This is a genomic window from Flavobacterium phragmitis, assembly GCF_900112575.1.
GTDB classification, from domain to species: domain Bacteria; phylum Bacteroidota; class Bacteroidia; order Flavobacteriales; family Flavobacteriaceae; genus Flavobacterium; species Flavobacterium phragmitis.
In genome coordinates this window covers 241,622-262,017 of sequence record NZ_FOMH01000009.1, presented here as the reverse complement: position 1 = coordinate 262,017, position 20,396 = coordinate 241,622, and the positions used below count along the sequence as shown (strand labels likewise).

The following is a 20,396-nucleotide window of genomic DNA, read 5'->3' as shown; positions in this document are numbered from 1 at the left end:
AGGACTGTGTCGATCTTTACTCACCAAATTAATTATTTTGTGTCCCACCAAAGTTTAGTTCCACCTGTGTCTGGGCCTCCTAATTTTACAATTCCATCTTCAACAGCGGCTCTGTTTGCAGAATATTCGTTTGTAACATAGATAACTCTTTTGATCAAACTTTTTCCAACTCCTGCATCATTGTTCTCCGTGTTAAGTGGCTGATAAATAATTTTAGCATCACTTCTTCTTAAGTCAGCAAAAGCTTCCCAAGATTCAGGGAAAATAGCTAAATATTTTTGAACAGCAATTTGTGTACGCTGATCAGCAGTAGAAGATGACCAAGCAACTGGTAATTTCACAGGAATACTTTCTGTTACTAAACCAGGGAAACGCGTATTAACATTTGGAGCACTAGGTAATGCAGTTCCTGCAATATAATTATTAATAGCAGTAGCATCTGAAATTCCCCACTGTGCCATAGATAATCTAATACCTTGTTCATACAAAGATTGAGCGCTTCCACCCATATTCCATCCATTTAAAGCACCTTCAGCTCTTGAGAAATAATTTTCAGAAGCCATGAAGATTTCGATGTTTTTACTATTACTCAAAGGATTTGACCCTGGTTCTGGTCCTAATCCTAAAACATCATCATTAAAAGAAGAGAAATACTCATTGTCTTGATCTGTAAAAAATCCTCTTAAATATCCAGAAGGTCTTCCAATATAGTTACCCCCAATTCCAGGTGAAAACCATTTCTGTAACCTTGGATCAGAGTATCCTACTAAAAGACTTTCCATAGAAGCTGTCATTTTGTAACCCCATCCGTTTGCAACCATGTTTAAGTTGTTTGGTGTTGCAGAACTTACTTGGAAATAAGCGCTTTGGTCATTAGTCTGCATCACTCCTGCCGCAACAGCTGCTTCTGCTTGAGTTTTTGCTTTAGCTGGCTGTACATCAGAAATTCTTAATGCTAAACGTAATCTTAAACTGTTACCAAAAATTCTCCACTTGTCAACACTTCCTTGGTAAACTCGGTCGGTTGTTTGAAAAGCAGCAACTGTACTTGTAGAAGAAGCACCTAAAGTAGCATTTGCTTCATCCAACAATTTAAAAAAGTCTTCATAGATAGATTCAACGCTATCGTAAGGAACACTTCCTTGATTATTCCCTGCTTGAGAATAAGGAATTGGTCCGTATAAATCTACCATCTGATTATACATAAATACTTTCCAGATTTTTAGAACTGCTGTAGCTTCAGCATTTCCTTCGGCGGCTTTAAAAGCATAATTTAAACTTGGAGCAGCAATAGTATAAAATCTTGTCCATCCTCTCGCTTCATATCCACTAAAATTATTTCTTTCTGTACCATAACTTGATGACAGATAGTGGATAAAAGTAGAAGATAAAATACCTGTTGCAATACCCCATGTTCCTTGATCATCTGCCCATCCAGTAGCATCAGCAGCTCCGTTGTGAATACCACCATACAAAGCATATGCAAATGCAGGTCCAGCCATTGAAGCATCTAACTGATCTTCTGTTAGCGAATTAGGATCTTTATTTATTTCATCAAAATCGCCCGTACAGCTTGATAAAATAGAACCTGCCAATAAAGCAACTCCTAATGTTTTTATTTTAAAACTATATTTCATGATATATCTTTTTTTAATTAAAATCCAAATTTAACATTTAGTCCATATTCTCTCGTTGTTGGAATATTGAAAGACTCAACACCTTGCAAGTTTCCTGTACCGGCACCTGCTTCTGGATCAAAATGTTTAGCTTCATTCAAGAAGAAGAATAAATTTCTTCCTACTAATGAGAAATCGATGCTTTTAAAACCTGAATCTCCTAAAAGACGTTTTGGTAATGAATATCCAAAAACAGCTTCTCTTAATCTGATGTTTGTAGCGTCATAAATAAAAGGCTCTGCTAAAGGATCTCTTTGTCCAATTGATACCCAGTATTCCTCAGCTGTAACACTTCTTGTATTTGGAGTGTAAGTTCCGTTACCATTATCTACTACACCAGGAACAACAAATCCATCTCTTCCAGCAAGAGTAACATCACTTACCCCTAAACCTGCCATTCTAGCTTGAGTATAAGAAACAACTTCACCACCAATTCTAAAATCAACAAGGAAACTTAAAGAGAAATCTTTGTATTTGAAACTATTTCTAAAACCTGCTGTCCAGTCTGGATTAAAGTTACCTGCTCTAACATCAAATGAGTTTGTTGCTACTGGTAAACCTGCATCATTTACGATAACATTTCCGTTTGGATCTCTTTTGAAACCTTTAACATATAAATCACCGTATTCACCTCCTAATACTACTTTGCTTCTAACCAATCTTCCTTCACCTAAAATCAATTCATCTCTTCCTTCATAGATAGAAACTACTTTAGATTTGTAAGTTGAAAAGTTTGTTGTAATATCCCATGTAAAATTGTTTGTTTGAATTGGAGTTGCTGTAAGCACCGCTTCAAAACCTTTATTTTGGATTTCTCCACCATTAACAATCGCTCTTGATTTTGAAGAAGATTCTGGTGTATTGATATAGAATATCTGATCTTTTGTATTCGTTTCGAAGTAAGTTACATCTAATCCTAAACGATTGTTGAAAAATCTAACATCAGCACCAAATTCAACTGAACTTGACATCTCTGGTCTTAAATTTGGATTTCCAGCTGTTGACTGTGGGAATAAAATACCACCGTTTGCACCAATATATGTTAATCTTGAACTAGTTTGGTAAGGATCTGTATCGTTACCCACTTTTGCATAAGATGCTCTTAATTTAGCAAAACTAATTGTTTCTGGCAAATCAACCATATCAGAAATAACTCCAGATAAACCTACAGAAGGATAAAAGAATGATCTATTATTTGCTGGTAAAGCAGAAGACCAGTCGTTTCTAGCTGTTAAATCTAAGAATAAATAATTTCTAAATCCAATTTGAGAAAACCCATAAACAGAATTAATTTGTTTATCTAAATTCGATGTAGTTGCCGTTGGATCAGGTACATTTCTCATTGTGAAATAATTTCTTTTACCTAAACGACCACCTGCACTTAATGAAGAACTATTTTGTTTCAAAATGTTAGCTCCAGCATTGATTCCTACAGAAAAATCTCCAAACTTCTCATTGTATGAAAGCAAAGCATCTGTATTGAATTCTGTTGCTGTTTCATAAAATTCATTATAATTACCTACGTTTTGATTAAACTCTTCAGTAGCGAATCTTTTCGTAACGATTTTATTTGTAGTCTGATCTAAGCCAGCTCTAACTTGTAAACTTAAAGTACTTGTAAAATCATATTTAAGAGAGGCAAGACCTATAAATCTGTTTCTTTTATCAGTACGATCATTATCACGTAATGCAGTCCAGAATGGGTTTCCTCCAGGAGTTCCTGAACGATCTACAAAGTAATTTTTTTGTAATTCACCAGCAGCATCAACGTATTCGAAATCTTTGTAGTCATTGTATTTCATACTACGAGGTAATAAATAAGCAGAAGTACCGATAGACTCTTCTCCTGTTTTTAACAAATTATCAATTTCTTGAACGATGTAGTTTGTTTTCGCATCCAATGATAATTTATCTGTAAGCTTACTTGTAAATCTTAAATTAAGATTGTGTCTGTCCATTTGGTTTCCTCCAACAATACCTTCAGCACGTGTGTTAGTATAAGAGAAATAACCCTGAGCTTTTTCGTTTCCAGATGTAACCGATAATGTATTGGCTAAGTTGTAACCTGTTTTGTAGAAATCCTGCACGTTGTTTGGTTGAGCCGTGTAAGATGTAGTAGCAGGTCCTGCATAATTAGGATTACGAACAAGCTGCCATGCCGGAACTTGTCTTCCGTCAAATCTTGGTCCCCAGCTTGAAGGCGAAGAAGAACTGTAATTTCCTAAATCTCCTTGTCCATATTCATTTTGGAAATTTGTCAAGTTGTAAGCAGACGAAGCCATAAAGTTTGATGACAAGGTTACCGAAGTTTTTCCTGCTTTACCAGATTTAGTAGTAATAACGATAACACCATTACTTGCTCTAGTACCATAAAGTGCCGCTGCAGATGGTCCTTTCAAAACCGTCATCGAAGCAATATCTTCTGGGTTAATGTTCGAAATACCGTCTGGTTGAGTTGTCCCTCCTGTATCACTATTATCATTACCTGCACCAGTACCATTACTAATTGGTACACCATCCACTACATACAATGGTTGGTTGTTACCCGTAAGAGATCTGTTACCTCTTAAAGTAATTCTGGAAGAAGAACCAACACCATTTGAAGTAGTAGAGAAGTTAAGACCTGCAACTTTACCAGAAAGTGAGTTGGCAACGTTTAATGATCTTGCTTCAGAAATTTCATCTACTGCAATGTTTTGTGCTGAATACGTAATGGCTTTTTTCTCTCTCTTAATACCAAGAGCCGTTACCACTACTTCTCCTAACTGCTGTGTGTCTGCACCTAGAGACACATTAATAGTAGTTTGTGATCCTACCGCTACTTCTTTTGTAGCAGAACCTACATAAGTAAATACTAAAACCGATGATTGATTTGGAACACTAATGCTGTATTTTCCATCAAAATCTGATGAAGCACTTGTTCTTGTTCCTTTAACAATAATATTTGCTCCAGGAATCGGAATTCCGCTAACAGCATCTGTTATCGTTCCTTTTACTGTAGTCTGTGCTTCTAGGGTTTGGAACCCGAAGATACATATGACGAACAGTAATTTTAGTACGTTTTTAATCATATTAGTTGTTTTTTTAGAGTTAATAACATGTTAAATTTAGGAATACGTTTTGTTAACAATACATAATTTCGACAAATGACCATTTTGCAAAGGTGTTGGTGAAAGTTTGCCTGAAAATTGAAAGAAAACGTTTTCATTTGTAATCCATCTCTTCCTTATTTTAAAGGGCAAAACTCTATTTATCTAATCGATTTTAACCTTTTATAATTGTATTCTTTTTTTTTAAGCAAAAACGCCGAAAAATCTTCGGCGTTTTCAGGTTTTTAGTTCAAAACCTTGAATTTAGTTTTAAGTAAATCCGTCGAATTTCCGCCGACCATAACTTCGAAATCTCCAGGCTCTACAACGCGCTTCATTTCTCTGTTCCAAAGAGATAGCTCTTCTGGTGTAAGTGTAAATTCAACATTTTTAATTTCTCCTTTTTTGATATTCAATCTTTTGAATCCTTTTAACGTTTTTTCAGGTGTAGTGGTACTGCTGTAAACATCATTAATATATAATTGAACCACTTCATCTCCGTCTCTGTCTCCAACGTTTTTAACATCCACAGAAACTTTTACTTCTCCGTTTGGCTTAATTTCGGTAGTATTCAGTTTTAAATTAGAATATTCAAACTTCGTATAACTTAATCCGTAACCAAATGAATATAATGGATGCTCGCTTTCTGCTACATATTTATGGATTGCAGATGGTTTTTGGTTATAATATATAGGTAACTGTCCTACTGATTTTGGTACTGTGATTGGCAATCTACCTCCTGGGTTGTAATCTCCAAATAATACATCAGCCACTGCCCTACCGCCTAACTCACCTGGAAACCATCCTTCTAAAAGTGCGGGAATGTTTTCAGTAATCCAGTTTGTAGAAAGCGGACGACCGTTTAATAACACACAAACTACCGGAGTTCCTGTTTTGTGAATCTCTTCAATTAATTGCTGTTGAATTCCGAATAAGTCTAAAGAAGCTACGTCTCTGTTTTCTTCAACCAATTCATTAGATTCACCTAAAACCACAATCGCAACATCTGCTTTTTTAGCTGCTTCAATTGCTGGCTGTAAGTTTACTTTTTCTAAATTCCAACGGAAATGAGCTCTGGCTCCCCAGCCTCCTTCCCACATTTCAATGCGGACTTTATACTTTTTACCTTTTTCAATAATTTTTGGAGTCGTCACCATGCTTGTTGCTCCTTTTGTCCAGTTGTCGATTACCAATTGATCATCAATATACATTCTAATTCCGTCATCAGAACTTAAACCCAACCAGCCGTCCAATGCTTGATCTGATTTTAAGAATCCCGTCCATCTTATAGAAAAATCATCCACATTCACACCATCTCCAGGTGCCCAAGGCCAATCAAATTCTAACTGGCTGTCGATACGAGTCAATGCCGGAGTTCCTTCTAAGTTTCTGTTATTGAAATATTCTCCTTTTAATCCGTTTTGAGATTCGTCTGGAGTAAATAAATACTTAGATGGAATAATCTGTCCTTTTACAATCAATGGAACACCTTCTTCATAAACTATATTAGCAGTTTTTCCAACCAATTCCTTAACGCCTTCATAAACCGTCATTCCAACACTATTTTTAGGAGCATAACCTCCCAATCTTGAAGCATTTGCATTTGGTCCGATAACCGCAATATTTTTCAAGTTTTTACTTAAAGGCAAAGTGTTGTTTTCATTTTTCAATAAAACCATAGATTTCTGAGCCGCTTCTAAAGCAACAGCTTGATTTTCTGGAGTATGAAAACGCTCTTTAATCAGATTTTTATCTGTGTAAGGATTTTCAAATAATCCCAATAAGAATTTCAAACGCAAAACTGCTCCCGCTGCACGGTCGATGTTTTCCATTGTCAATTTCTTTTCATTTACCAATTCGATAACAGTACTCTGCCAGAATTCATTTGAAAAATCATAAAACTGCATATCTACACCAGCTGAAACTGCTTCTCTAATAGCCTCTTTTGGAGAATCAGCCACTTTGTGAGTCGTTTGAATGTATTTGATAGCTCCTAAATCTGAAACTACCAATCCTTTAAAACCCCATTCGTTTCTCAAAACATCTGTCAATAACCAATGATTGGCTGCACAAGGAATTCCGTCTAACTCTGAATAAGCACACATAGTTCCTAAAGCTCCGCCTTTTCTGAATGCTTTTTCAAAAGATGGTAAATGATCTTCTCTTGCAGAACGTTCTCCAACCAAAATTGGCGAAGAGTTTCCTCCCGCTTGTGGAATACCGTGAACCGCAAAGTGTTTCGGTTCTGCAATAATAGAACGATCTGATTTTAAATCGTCTCCTTGCAATCCTTTAATAAAAGCCAAACCAATTTCGCTGTTCAAGAAAGCATCTTCACCAAAAGTTTCCGCAACACGTCCCCATCTTGGTTCGCGTCCTAAATCTAAATTTGGTCCAAAACCAAAATGAACACCATGTGCTCTGGCTTCCATACCAATAACTTTACCTACTTTGTCCATCGTTGCAACATCCCAAGTTGCACCAAGACCAATATTCATTGGAAAAGCAGTACTTCCTTCGTCTAAATATCCGTGAAGCATTTCACACATAATCAAGGCTGGAATTCCCCAACGGTTTCCTTTGATTACATTAGTCTGCAAATCATTAATCATTTTCGCAGAACGTGGATAAAGGTCATGAATCGCTCCAATTCCTAATTTTCCAATTTTTTCTGCCGATTTAGATTTAGCAAAATCTTCTTTATCTTTAAAAAAATCTCCTCTGTACATATCCATCTGACGTACTTTTTCTTCAAGCGTCATACGGCTTAACAAGTCTTTTACTCTGTCTTCAACAGGCGCTTTCGCATCTTGATACAGATACTTTTTCTGGGCATGGGTTTGGTTTAAAAAACCAACAGCCATTACAAAAATAATGGCCGTTTTTCTCATTCTTAATTGTAACATAGTTGTGTTGTGTTTAGTTTTGAATCACTTTAAGCTTATTTCCATTTACAAAATCATCGTGCGAAATAAAAAAGCTGTTAAGTGATTTTCCGTTTAACTCAATCGAATTGATTTTTCCATCATTATTGATTTGTCTTTCAATTACAATGCTTTCTTTTTTATAATATCTTGGATCTAATTTTATCGTCACTCTATGAAACATTGGTGCTGTAATAGTGTAAATTGGATCTCCCGGCGATATTGGATAAATTCCCATCATCGAATACACTAACCAAGCCGACATGGTTCCCGTATCATCATTCCCTGGCAATCCTTTTGGCTCATTTTTGAAATATTCGTGAACCAATTTTTTTACCATTTCCTGAGCTTTATATTCTTCGCCTTTCACATAATTAAATAAATACGGATTGGCAATATCAGGCTCATTGGCCATATCAAATTGTTTGGTGTCGAAAATTTTCTGCAATTGTGCTGAAAATGCCTGATCTCCACCCATTAGTTTTTTCAAACCAATAATATCATGAGGAACCATAAAATTATATTGCCACGCATTTCCTTCAATAAAACCAACATTTTCTTCAAAATTAGCTCCTGAATTTGGGTCAAAAGGTTCGTACCATTTTCCGTCGGGCGTTCTTGGACGAAGCAGATTTAAGTTTTTATCAAATAATTTTCTATAAGATAATGAACGTTCTTTAAAACGTTTTACATTGTCTTTGTCTCCAAATTCGTTGGCCATAAGCGAAATAGAATAATCTGAAATATTATATTCCTGAGTTGTAGAAACCGGCCCTTTGTTGTCGGTTGTCAAATATCCTTTTTTAATATAATCTCTCAATCCCGGACGAAGTGGATTATTTTCAACATTATCTGCGCCTTTCAACATCGCATAATAGGCTTTATTAACATCATAATCACGAATTCCTCTCATATAAGTATCTGTAATTACAATACTTGCAGGGTCTCCAACCATAGTAAAAGTCTCAGTCGAATTCAGTTCCCATTTGGGTAACCAGCCGTTTTCATCAAACATATTCAACATACTTTTTACCATATCAGATTGCTGTTTTGGATAAACCAAAGACATCAATGGGTGTACATTTCGGTACGTATCCCATAAAGAAAATACGGTATAACGGGTGTCATCGGTTTTAGCAATTTTAGTTCTTTTGATTACAGGATATTGTCCGTTAATATCATTTAAAGTATTTGGATGAATTAAAGTGTGATACAAAGCTGTGTAGAAAATCGTATTGTCATCTTTTGTACCGCCTTCAACCAAAATTTTAGACAACTCTTCGTTCCATTCGTTGTAGGTTTCTTTGTAAATTGCATCAAAAGATCTGTTGCCCACTTCTTTTGCTAAGTTTTCACGAGCATTTTCAATACTTACGTACGAAATTCCGATCTTCACTTCAACCATTTCTTGTTTGTCGAATTTATACGTAAAATAACTTCCAATACTGTCACCTACTACAGTTTTAATGGTATTTTCCATTATTCTCGCTTTCCCATTGTAACCCATCCATTGTGCTTCAACGCCGTTGTATTTTGCCGCTTTTTTCCAAACTCCAAATTTATGGGCAGGTTTAGAAAATTGAGCCACAAAATAAACCGGATAAGCATCTTCTGGACTATTGTAACAAAACGAACCAACCGAACGCATTCCTTCAATTTCTGTGGAAGAAACCACTTTTATCATGGCGCCTTCTTCATTTGTTAATCCCAATCCAAGATTTAGTAAAATATTAGATTGCCCTTTCGGGAAAGTGAATCTGCTCACTCCCACTCGTTTTGAAGTGGTAAATTCGCCTTTTACTTTGTACTTGTCTATGTTTACGCTGTAATACGCCGCTTTGGCAACTTCATTAGAATAAGTCGAGCCATATTTTAAATGATCGATTTCTACATTTCCTGTTGTTGGCATCAATAAAATAACACCCAAATCTGGACAGCCAACTCCGCTTAAATTCACTTGACTAAATCCGGTCAAAAAAGTATTCTCATTCACATACGGATTCGAAAGCCATTGACTGTCTTTTTCCATCGGTGTATTTTTTACTCCAGCTACATTAAACGGACTAATACTTGCCATTCCGCGCGGCGCAATTGGCCCGGGAAAAGCCGCACCGTAATTAGAAGTTCCAATAAACGGATTTACAAAATCGGCAGGTTCCTGCGCAAAAATAGTAATGCTAAAAAACAGCATGCAAAAAATACATGCTGTTTGAAATTTATTTGTATTTAAAACCATAGGTTTCATTTTTATCTGTTGATAGCTTCGATTTTTAAAGTCCAAGCTTCTTTCGCAGGAAGATTATTTCTTAAGCTTTCTGGAATAATTACTTTAAATCCGTTTCCTTCTTTGGTCCATTTTAAAGAAGTTTTAGAACCTAACATCGTAATTTTTGTTCCTTTTTTAGGACTGATTGATTTTACTGTAATTTCAGCAGGAATTTTATCTTCTCCGTCTTTAGCTAAATAAAATGCAAATACATTTCCTGCTTTATTTTGTGTAAAACAGATGTTTTCTTCTTTGTAAGGCTCGATTGGTTTTGTGTTGTAAATCGCTGTGCTGTTTACTTTCATCCAATCACCGTAAGCTTGCAATAAATCGTAAGCTCCCTTATCCCATTCTCCTTCTGGACTTGGCGCAACGTTTAATAATAAGTTTCCGCCTTTTGCCACAATATCAATCAATAAATGAATTCCTTGTCTTCCTGTAATGTATTGAGCACCTGGAGAATAAGACCATCCTCCGCCAGCAGGAATACAAGATTCCCAAGGATAAGGCAACGTTTTAGCAGGAACACGTCCTTCTGGAGTTAAGTAGTTTTGGTTTTTACCGTGAACCGCTCTATCCACAACAATTAAACCTGGTTGTTTCTGACGCGCTTTTATCACTAATTCATCCATTTTTGGATCTTGATCTACCACTCTGTGTTTGATGAAACCGTTTTTAGATTCGTTCTCCGTAAATTTCTCGTCGTAGTTTTCTTTGATATTCACTTGATCTCTTTTTCTAACCCATCCACCATCTAACCACAAAATATCAACTTTACCATAGTTCGTTAAGATTTCTAAGATTTGATTGTGTGTGAAATCAACATATTTCTGCCATTTTTCTGGGTATAATGACGGATCGTAATTTACGTTTCTGTCGAATGGCGGAAAATAAGGATCCCAGTAGTTTTCGTTATGCCAGTCTGGTTTTGAGAAATACGCTCCGGTTGAAATACCCTCACCTCTAAAAGAGTTGAAAATTTCTTTTAAAACGTCTGCTTTAGGATTAGTATGAAAAGGAACATCTTTACTCGTAATCTTGTAATCAGAGTATTTCGTATCATACATATTGAAACCGTCATGATGTTTGGTGGTAAAAACCATGTATTTCATTCCCGCGTATTTAGCCGCTTTAGCCCATTTTGCAGGATCAAATTTCACAGGATTAAATGTTTTTCTTAATCCTTCGTAGTCTTTGATATAATCATTATAATTAGACGGATTACTTCCTTTTTTACGTTCACACCATCCGTAATCTTCAGGGCAGATAGACCAGGATTCTACAATTCCCCATTGGCTGTAAGTTCCCCAGTGCATTAGCAGACCAAATTTTTTGCCTTGCCATTCGTCTAAGTTTTTTAATACTGCCGGATCTGTTTCTGGTACGTATCTTTCATCTTCATAAATGGCCTGAGAGAACATTTGTGCTGAAAATAAAAGGGCGATCATGAATATTCCTTTTTTCATCTTTACTCTAATTTATAATTTATTTATTCTTTGTTTTTTAGTTTAGTTTGTCAAGTATTGGTTGATCTGTAAAAGTTAATTCTTTTGGGGTATTTTCGTTAAGCTGCTCGAATACAACAAACTTATTCTCGCCCGCTTTCAACCAACAGCCGGGTACATAAAGTGTTTGTTGTGGTCCTACTTTCCAGTAGCGTCCAAGATTGTGTCCGTTAACAAATACAATTCCTTTTCCCCAATTGGTCATATCAAGAAAAGTATCGGCTGGTTTGTCAATGTTTACTGTAGCTTCATATAAAACTGGACGTCCAGGTTTTACGGTTTCATTTTTAACAGCTGGCACTTCACTCATCGGCATTTTATACATTTCCCATCCACCACTAATTTCATATTCATTAATGAATACTGGAGAAATAATACCTTTAGTATTATGTACTATTTCGGCTCCGTAATTAATACGTCCCATATTTTCAACCAGAATTTCTAAAATACCGTTAAAAGGAATAGAAACAGTTAACTCATAATTTTTGAAAACTCTATTCAATTCTCCCACCTTAACTCCATTTACATAAACGGTAGCAAAGTCTCTTAATCCCTCAATTTTCAATTTGCCAGAAGAAATTGGCTGCGTAAATCTTTTTCGATACAAAACATATCCATTTCCCTGACCTAACTTTTCAAAAGTTAATGGATGGTCATTTACAACAGGTTTTTCTTTTTTAATCCAGCTTAAAACATCCATACTGGATTTGATAGGCTGATTAAAATATTTTATAACTGGTATTTTCTCTGGAATCGGCGCTAATTTTGTTTTAGAATATTTTTGCATTACTTCACGAATAGCCATGAATTTTGGTGTTGCCCAACCTGCTTCACTAATAGGCGCATCGTAATCATAGCTTGTAATATCCGGCTGAATATCCATTTCTTCATTATAATTTGCACCAGAGGTAAATCCAAAATTAGTACCGCCGTGTACCATGTAATAATTAAAAGAAACACCTGCATCAAGGTACTTTTTGGTTTGGCTTGCAATCTCCTCAGATCCAATTTTAATAAATGGTTCTGCCCAATGATCCAACCAGCCAGAATAAAACTCTGCCACCATATAAGGTCCTTGTCCTTTATGGAATTTATCAACCTGCTTTTTTAAATTTTCTATATTTGATTCTCCATTTGCAGTTGGTAATACTCCTTCAACGCTTCCGCCTTCAAAAAGCCAAGTACCATCAGAAGTAAAAAATGGCTCTGGGAACCCCGTTTCTTTAAGCATATTGTAAATGGCTGTTTTGTATGCTTTATGATCTTCAGCACTAATATCAGTTCTTTGAGAAACATAAGAACCAAATTCGTTTTCCGCCTGAACCATAATAATTGGACCTCCCTGATTAGCAAAATTTCCTTTTACCACTGCATACAATTGTTCCAGATACGTTTTGCAAGCTTCCAAAAATGCTTTGTTATTGGTACGGATTACTAAATCTGGATTATTTTGCAACCACCAAGGATATCCTCCAAATTCCCATTCACCACAAGCATAAGGGCCTGGTCTTAGAATTACAAATAATCCTTCACTTTTAGCAATACGTAAAAACTCTGCTAAATCTTTATTTCCTGTTTTAAAATCCCATACACCTGGCTCTATTTCGTGATAATTCCAAAACACGTAAGTTGCCACGGTATTCAATCCCATAGCTTTAAGCATCTGCAATCGATGTCTCCAATATTCTTTAGGAATACGCTCATAGTGCATTTCGCCCGAATGTATTTTTATAATTTTCCCATCTTTTTTAAATTCTCCATTAGATATAGAAAATCCTTTTGTTTGCGCCTTTGCAAAAAACGGCATCAAACAAATCAATAATACTCCGAGCTTAAATAATGTCTTATTCATTTTTTTTCAGATTATACATTTATAAACTTAAAATGACAAACTTGGCTTTAAAGCTTTGTCAAAGTTTGAAACTTTGACAAAGCCCTCACAAGTATTTCACGTTAAGCTATGTGTCGGAAACTAGTTTCTTTCTAAATTCTTTTAACAAGTTTCAAAAGAAAAAAACTATGCTTCTATGTGTTTAAAAAAATTAATTCACCAAAATCTCATCCACAAACAACCAAGAGCTTTCTCCTTTTGGACTTTTCTTTAAGTTGCCACCGATTACTTTCACAAAACGTGCATTTTGTTTTTGGAAATTAATTTTGAAATCTTTCAATTCCGGAACTGGATTTACAGCATACGGACGAACTATTTTTCCAACCTGAGTGTATTTTATCCCATCAGTAGAAATCAATACTTTCACCTGAATTGGAAAATTAACGCCTGCTCCCTGACTTTCTAAAGCTCCAACAATTACCTGCTCGATGTTTTCAACTTTTTCAAGATCAATTACCAATTCCATATCATTAACCAGCCAAGCCTGCCATTGTCCATCATGGAAATTTTTGCTTCCGCGAATGGTATTTACCATCGTACTGGCATCTCCTTTATAATTATCGTTGTAAGGCGTTAAGTATTTCACTTTTTTCGCAAATCCTTTATGGAAAACAATAGTATCTGTAAATGTCTTTCCAACAGGTTTTTCATCTTGAAATAAAGAAGCTTTTAAAACTGTTGTTTCTCTAATTTCAATTGGACTTGTATATTTTATAGCATGATGATCAATGCTTTGGTTTCCTAAAACATAACGGATGTCAGGATTTGGGAACTCATTTTTCAACTCTACTTTGATTTGTTTATTTCCTAAATCAGCTGTTGAAGAAGCGGTTACCAAATAAGCACTTTTCGCATAATTTAATCCCTGATAATCGTAACGCTTGAACATTGAAAATAATCTTGCTGTAAAATCATTCCAATTGCGCTTTTCTTTCGGACTCCATAATGTTTCTGATAAAGCCGCTAATCTTGGGAAAATCATATACTCAGAATCTTTTGGTCCCGTAATATATTCTGCCCATAAATTAGCTTGTCCGCCTAGAACATGTCCAGCTTCCTGTGGCGTCATTGTAGCAACTACAGGATCAAATTTGTAGACTTCGCTTAACGGATTGTAAGCATCAAAAGCTAAAGGTTCTTCGTTTTGTGGCCCTTGGTAAAAGTTGAAATAACAAGGTGTTTCTGGTGTCATGATCACATCGTGGCCTTGATCTGCCGCTTCGATGCCACCTTTCATTCCTCTCCAGCTCATTACTGTTGCATCTGGAGCCAAACCGCCTTCTAAAATTTCATCCCAACCGATGACTCTTTTACCTTTTGAGTTGATATATTTTTCCATGCGTTTTACAAAATAACTTTGTAATTCTTCAACGCTTTTTAAACGCTCGTCTTTAATTCTTTTTTGGCAATGTGGACATTTAGCCCAATTGGTTTTAGTTGCTTCATCACCTCCAATATGAATATATTTTGAAGGGAAAATGGTAATCACTTCGTCAATTACATTTTGCAAAAATTCAAATGTTGTTTCTTTTCCCGCACAGTAAATATCAGTCAAAGGCCAAACTCCGCCTGACGGAACTCCAATTTTCTGATCGAAACAAGCTAATTCAGGATAAGATGCAATTGCACTGCTCACGTGCGCTGGCATTTCGATTTCCGGAATTACCTCAATTCCTTTTGCAGCGGCATATTTTACGATTTCTTTTAATTCCTCTTGCGTGAAAAATCCACCGTAAGTTCCTTTTTGATCAGCTGTAACAGCAAGTCTAGCATTCCAAGATAAATTCTCTTGATCTACTCTCCAGGCACCAACTTCTGTCAGTTTTGGATATTTTTTTATTTCAATTCTCCAGCCTTGATCGTCAACTAAGTGCATGTGTAAAACATTCATTTTATGTGCTGCCAAACGATCGATTGTGGCTAAAACATAATTTTTATCAAAGAAATGACGCGATAAATCCAACATTAAACCTCTCCATTTAAAACGAGGTTCGTCATTTATTGTTAAACTTGGAATCTGCCATTTTGCAGAAGTAATCGCGAACTGACTTTCGATTGCTTCAGGAAGTAATTGTCTGATGCTTTCTAGAGCGTATAGAAAACCATTATTTCCTTTCGCAGAAATAGTAATATTGGTCGGATTTACATCTAAAACATAAGCTTCATTTTTTAAATTCGGATCTGTTTTTAGTAAAACATAATTACTCGCAGAAGCTTTTGTAGTCACTTCTGGTTTCCATCCTGCTGCAGTTCCAAATTTAGAAGCTAAAGCATCTGCAGCACTTTTCTGAAAATCACCGTTAACGACAAACTTTGTATCTTTTGTAAATTCAAAAACACCAGTTTTAATAAGAGTCTGAGTTGGTTTCGGAATGATACGAATATCACTTTCCGTATACACTTTCTGCGCGTTAGACGAGAAAATTGACGAGATTAGGGTTAATAGGAATAGTAACTTTTTCATTTTTTGTTTTTTGGTTTCTCTGTGTGGTTTGTTGTTAAAACCTAAGAGAGGTGTTTTTTTAGTTTTTGTTTGTCATTTCGACTGAAAGGAGAAATCGCACTAGAGACTCCTCACTGAATGTCGCCAATCTTTGTCGAATCCCGAGTGCGATTTCTCCTTTCAGTCGAAATGACAAACTGTTGCGTAAAACTTTGGCAAAGTTCTAAACGTAATAATTATTTATCCCAAGACATTTTAAATTTCGCGTCTTCCATTCTGTGACCTTTTGCATCATCAGAAACAGCGTAATTAAATCCTGATCTTAGACTGTAGCCTGCATATTCACCATTTTTATTTAAAGCAATAAAACCAACCTGCAGATATTCCATGTCTTTGTGGTTTTTATGTTTGTTGTAAATACGCTCTGTGATTTCTTTACAAGCATCATAAGGCGATTTTCCCTGACGCATTAATTCAACCACCATTGCGCTTCCAGCAGTTCTAATAACGGCTTCTCCTAAACCTGTTGCTGCTGCTGCACCCACTTCGTTGTCCAAAAAAAGACCCGCGCCGATTATTGGGGAGTCACCGACGCGTCCGTGCATTTTCCAAGCTGCTCCACTTGTGGTACAGCCGCCAGAAAGATTGCCCTCTTGGTCTAACATTAGCATACTTATAGTGTCGTGGTTTTCGATGTTAATGACTGGCTTATATTTGGAATCTTCCAGCCATTTTTTCCAGTCTCTTTCCGATTCTGGCGTTAGTAAGTTTTCTTCTTTAAAACCTTCAGACAAAGCAAACTGCAATGCACCTTGCCCTGCTAACATTACGTGAGGTGTGTTTTGCAAAACTCTTTTTGCAACAGAAATTGGGTGTTTGATTCCTTGTAGAAAACAAACTGAACCGCAATTACTGTTGTGATCCATAATACAGGCATCAAGAGTAACTTTCCCTTCGCGATCCGGATATCCTCCATAACCAACACTGCGTACATTCGGATCGGCTTCAGGTATTTTCATTCCGGCTTCGATGGCATCCAAAGCCGATTTTCCTTCTTTTAGATTTTTCCAAGATTCTTTATTCGCAGGCAAACCATGATTCCATGTCGAAATAATAATTGGTTTTGTCTGCTTTTTTTCTTTTGGCTCTTCAACTTCATTTTCATGATTCGCAGCAAATCCGCTTACGCCCAAAACAGAACTTATGGCTAAGGTGCCTAAAGTTGTTTTCTTAATAAAATCTCTTCTATTTGACATGTCTTTTGGTTTTAATTCAACTTTCAGAAACAAAATGTTCTTAATGTTGCTAAATTAATCAGTAATAATTTTTAATCCCAGTAAAATCGACTACAAGGTCGATTTTACCTCTCTAATCGTTTTTAAATTACTATCTGATAAGGCATTTCCGTCAAAAAAAGAAACTCCTGTCGCACCATTTTTCTTTGCTTGAAGAATTGCTTCTTTCAATTCTGCATCCGATTTTAATCCCGGAATATAAATACCAGTATTTACTTTCGTCGGCTTTCCTTCTAAATCAGCTACACCTTGTTTGGTTGCGTAACCTACCCAGTCAATTTCTTCATCATAAAAACTATGATAAATCATTGGATATACTTCGTCAATATTCCATTTATCCCAACGCTGACGCACCATATGGTCTGCCATTTCTGGATAAGGAAATACCGCTGCAGTTAATTTTTTATTGTGTTTATGAGCAATTTTATATGCATCATCCACCACTGCTTTTACCGCATTCAATCGGAAGTTTTTCCACTCCATATCAATTGAAGTATTGTGGCTTTGTTTTGGATTTTTATGGTGCTCTTTTTCGAATTTGCTTACACAAGCATCACAATAACAGAAATCAAATTGTGGTAATTCTGTATCCTGAACCAAGTTGTATTTTGGCAATAAACTGATTGGCAGGAAAATATCAGGGAAACGAATGTAATCTAAATGTACACTTTCGATTCCTTCTACTTTTGCCAAACCTTCAACTAAACCTAAAACATGGTTTCTAGATTCTTCTTTCGTTGGGCAAAGCCATTGGTAATAATCTACGTATGGACGGTTATCAAAACAAGATTTTCCTTCTTTGCTTACTTGATACCAATCTGGATGCTGTAAGGCGATTGAATCATTTGGACGATTCATTGCCATAATCCAAGCGTGAACTTTTAGACCTTCTTTTGTGGCAAGCGGTACTAATCTTGCTAATAGTTTTGGGTCGGTATTAGTATTAATTAAAACTTCGTCAATACCGCCATCTTTATATTTTTTGAATTCTTTCGAATAATCCGTATCCGATTTTTTCGCGTCAGCAGTTGTCCAAACTCCAAAAGTGAATTTTCCGTTTTCTGCTGCTTTAGTTTCTTTTTGTCCGCAAGAGAATAAACTCAGCGAAAGCGTCAAAACTATAACTTTTGATAGTTTTTGTAACTTACTCGTTCGTAATAATTTTACCATCTTCTTTTATTATTAAGATTTTGTTTGAAAAAGGACTTTTTACTGAAATATTAAATCCTGTTAAATGATTCTCTAGTATCGGTTTTAAAGTCTTACCATCAACAATTATATTTTTTGGACTAATACTTTGTATTGATTTTGCCCAGGATTTATTCTTATCGAAATACCTTTTCTGAGCTCTAAACAATGTATACAGTTCCCATTTTACCTTTTCGTCCTGAGGAATAGTAAAAGTGTCCTGCTCACCTATTTCTTTCGAGGAAAAATATACATAAGCCCATTTTTCGGGCTCATGCATATTGATGACTCCCATAGGCGACCAAACCCAATTGTATTCCGGGAGAAACTTTCCTTCTGAATCTTTTTTACGTTCATATTTTCCATCGATAACAGAATGTTGCCAGTTTACTCGAGAGAAATTGACTCTCCAAAACTTATCTTTTGGAACAATATCATCGAAATAGGATGCTTTATAAACCGACCATGGAATGGCAATTTCTAATGTCCAACCTTTATCTGTATCTGAAGCATTATTTAAAGTTCCATCCACCTTTACAGCCGATTTCAAACCTGTTATATTCCAGTCGTTTAAAACGGTGTTTTTTTCTCGGTATGGTTTATTAATGAATAAATCCCAGGCCGTATTCAACGCATTTATTTCCAATTCGTAATAATTGTGAGTATCATTATCCGGATCGATAAAAACCTCAAAATCATTATTGTAAAAAATAATAGTGTCACGCTGTCTTAGATTTGCCCAAACATGAGGCTCCTCCATTTTGGCTAGGATATAGTAGTAATTATCGTCCCAAAGCATTTTAACCTGAGTATTGTATTTTGGCTTTTCAACGCCTTCTATGTCGACAAAAGGAGTTGTCCAAGATGCTTTTTCCCAAGCTTTGTCTGCTCCATCGCCGTCGATAACAATCTCTTGAGAAGTTTTATACGCAATATAACTTTTCGGTGTAACCGGTTTTTCAGATTGAGCATAACCCAGCAGCGAAAAAAAAGTTACGGCTAGGGACAATAATTTACCTCTACTATGCATCATTATATTATAAACTGTTTTCTTTTGTAAATTGAATTACTTCACTCAGTTTTCCGAAAGCAATCGCCACATGAGTATCTGCTGCACCATAATAAACTGCTAATTTATCTTCTTCAATACTGTGTAAAGCAGCACATGGGAAAACTACGTTTGGTACATCTCCAACCATTTCATACGTTTCTGCTGGTCCTAATAAATATGGTTGTGTTCTATATTTTACTTGATCTGGAGAATCAACATCTAAAAGTGCTGAACCCATTGCATAACGGAAACCGTTGCAAGTATTGATAACTCCGTGGTAAATCATTAACCATCCTTCGTCTGTCAAGATTGGAATTGGTCCCGCACCTACTTTTGTACATTGCCAAGCACTTTGCTCAAATGGACTTGGTTTCATCACCAATCTGTGTTCTCCCCAATATTTCATATCCGGGCTGTAGCTGATCCAGATATCTCCAAAAGGCGTATGTCCGTTATCACTTGGACGGCTTAACATCGCATATTTACCGTTGATTTTCTGTGGGAATAAAACTCCGTTTCTGTTGAATGGTAAAAAGGCATTTTCACATTGGAAAAATTCTTTAAAATCGAAAGTATAACCAATACCAATTGTTGGTCCATTGTAACCGTTACACCAAGTAATCCAGTAACGGTCTTCGATCCAAACTACACGTGGATCGTATTTGTAAGCAGATTCGATCATTTCTGTATTTCCAGACTGCATCACAATTGGTTCGTGGTTGATGTCCCAATTGATACCATCTTTACTGAAACCAGCAAAAATATTCATCTGAACTGCTTTATTATCACATCTGAAAACCCCAGCATAACCATCTCCAAAAGGTACAACTGCACTATTGAATATACTGTTTGATGAAGGAATCGAATATCTGTCGATAATAGGATTCTCCGAATATCTCCACATTACATCTTTACTGTTTTCGGGTCTGTCTTGCCAAGGAATAGTACTCATTTTTTGTTTTTTTTTATTTATTAGTTTTTTGTTTTTTATTCTTTTTTAAACACATAGAGACATAGTTATTTAGGAGCGCTTAAAAAAGGCATTTCATTTTGAATAAATAACATAGC

11 protein-coding genes are annotated in these 20,396 nt (G+C 35.9%); all 11 read right to left on the bottom strand.

Annotated features, from left to right (window positions below; all coding sequences use genetic code 11):
- Window positions 1-32: 32 nt before the first annotated feature.
- Window positions 33-1,637 (bottom strand): SusD/RagB family nutrient-binding outer membrane lipoprotein, encoded by a 1,605-nt coding sequence (locus tag BM289_RS17015; protein WP_091495731.1) that lies wholly within the window; start codon window positions 1,635-1,637, stop codon window positions 33-35.
- A 17-nt stretch (window positions 1,638-1,654) separates the two neighbouring features.
- Entirely contained in the window at window positions 1,655-4,747 is a 3,093-nt protein-coding gene (locus BM289_RS17010) for a SusC/RagA family TonB-linked outer membrane protein (RefSeq protein ID WP_091495729.1), read from the bottom strand.
- A gap of 263 nt (window positions 4,748-5,010) precedes the next feature.
- The gene (locus tag BM289_RS17005) at window positions 5,011-7,671 is read right to left on the bottom strand and encodes a glycoside hydrolase family 3 protein (RefSeq protein WP_091495727.1); all 2,661 of its coding nucleotides are present in this window, start codon (window positions 7,669-7,671) and stop codon (window positions 5,011-5,013) included.
- 13 nt (window positions 7,672-7,684) lie between these two features.
- Window positions 7,685-9,925, bottom strand: a complete 2,241-nt coding sequence (locus BM289_RS17000) for a GH92 family glycosyl hydrolase (protein ID WP_091495819.1) — start codon at window positions 9,923-9,925, stop codon at window positions 7,685-7,687.
- An 11-nt stretch (window positions 9,926-9,936) separates the two neighbouring features.
- Window positions 9,937-11,421: an alpha-L-fucosidase gene (locus tag BM289_RS16995; RefSeq protein ID WP_091495725.1), complete on the bottom strand. Its 1,485-nt coding sequence runs from the start codon at window positions 11,419-11,421 to the stop codon at window positions 9,937-9,939.
- A 37-nt stretch (window positions 11,422-11,458) separates the two neighbouring features.
- Window positions 11,459-13,312, bottom strand: a complete 1,854-nt coding sequence (locus BM289_RS16990; protein WP_091495723.1) for a glycoside hydrolase family 35 protein — start codon at window positions 13,310-13,312, stop codon at window positions 11,459-11,461.
- A gap of 190 nt (window positions 13,313-13,502) precedes the next feature.
- The gene (locus tag BM289_RS16985; protein WP_091495722.1) at window positions 13,503-15,815 is read right to left on the bottom strand and encodes a beta-N-acetylhexosaminidase; all 2,313 of its coding nucleotides are present in this window, start codon (window positions 15,813-15,815) and stop codon (window positions 13,503-13,505) included.
- A 215-nt stretch (window positions 15,816-16,030) separates the two neighbouring features.
- Window positions 16,031-17,050, bottom strand: a complete 1,020-nt coding sequence (locus tag BM289_RS16980; RefSeq protein WP_091495721.1) for an isoaspartyl peptidase/L-asparaginase family protein — start codon at window positions 17,048-17,050, stop codon at window positions 16,031-16,033.
- A gap of 90 nt (window positions 17,051-17,140) precedes the next feature.
- Window positions 17,141-18,259 (bottom strand): putative glycoside hydrolase, encoded by a 1,119-nt coding sequence (locus tag BM289_RS16975; protein ID WP_091495720.1) that lies wholly within the window; start codon window positions 18,257-18,259, stop codon window positions 17,141-17,143.
- The gene (locus BM289_RS16970) at window positions 18,234-19,307 is read right to left on the bottom strand and encodes a carbohydrate-binding family 9-like protein (RefSeq protein ID WP_091495817.1); all 1,074 of its coding nucleotides are present in this window, start codon (window positions 19,305-19,307) and stop codon (window positions 18,234-18,236) included. The genes BM289_RS16975 and BM289_RS16970 overlap by 26 nt, the downstream gene beginning before the upstream one ends.
- A gap of 7 nt (window positions 19,308-19,314) precedes the next feature.
- Entirely contained in the window at window positions 19,315-20,280 is a 966-nt protein-coding gene (locus tag BM289_RS16965; protein WP_091495717.1) for a glycoside hydrolase family 130 protein, read from the bottom strand.
- Between the last annotated feature and the right edge of the window lie 116 nt (window positions 20,281-20,396).

Excerpts from the sequence above, each read along its gene's own strand:
- BM289_RS17015 (WP_091495731.1), bottom strand. The coding sequence starts at position 1,637 with ATGAAATATAGTTTTAAAATAAAAACATTAGGAGTTGCTTTATTGGCA.
- BM289_RS17010 (WP_091495729.1), bottom strand. The coding sequence starts at position 4,747 with ATGATTAAAAACGTACTAAAATTACTGTTCGTCATATGTATCTTCGGG.
- BM289_RS17005 (WP_091495727.1), bottom strand. The coding sequence starts at position 7,671 with ATGTTACAATTAAGAATGAGAAAAACGGCCATTATTTTTGTAATGGCT.
- BM289_RS17000 (WP_091495819.1), bottom strand. The coding sequence starts at position 9,925 with ATGGTTTTAAATACAAATAAATTTCAAACAGCATGTATTTTTTGCATG.
- BM289_RS16995 (WP_091495725.1), bottom strand. The coding sequence starts at position 11,421 with ATGAAAAAAGGAATATTCATGATCGCCCTTTTATTTTCAGCACAAATG.
- BM289_RS16990 (WP_091495723.1), bottom strand. The coding sequence starts at position 13,312 with ATGAATAAGACATTATTTAAGCTCGGAGTATTATTGATTTGTTTGATG.
- BM289_RS16985 (WP_091495722.1), bottom strand. The coding sequence starts at position 15,815 with ATGAAAAAGTTACTATTCCTATTAACCCTAATCTCGTCAATTTTCTCG.
- BM289_RS16980 (WP_091495721.1), bottom strand. The coding sequence starts at position 17,050 with ATGTCAAATAGAAGAGATTTTATTAAGAAAACAACTTTAGGCACCTTA.
- BM289_RS16975 (WP_091495720.1), bottom strand. The coding sequence starts at position 18,259 with ATGGTAAAATTATTACGAACGAGTAAGTTACAAAAACTATCAAAAGTT.
- BM289_RS16970 (WP_091495817.1), bottom strand. The coding sequence starts at position 19,307 with ATGCATAGTAGAGGTAAATTATTGTCCCTAGCCGTAACTTTTTTTTCG.
- BM289_RS16965 (WP_091495717.1), bottom strand. The coding sequence starts at position 20,280 with ATGAGTACTATTCCTTGGCAAGACAGACCCGAAAACAGTAAAGATGTA.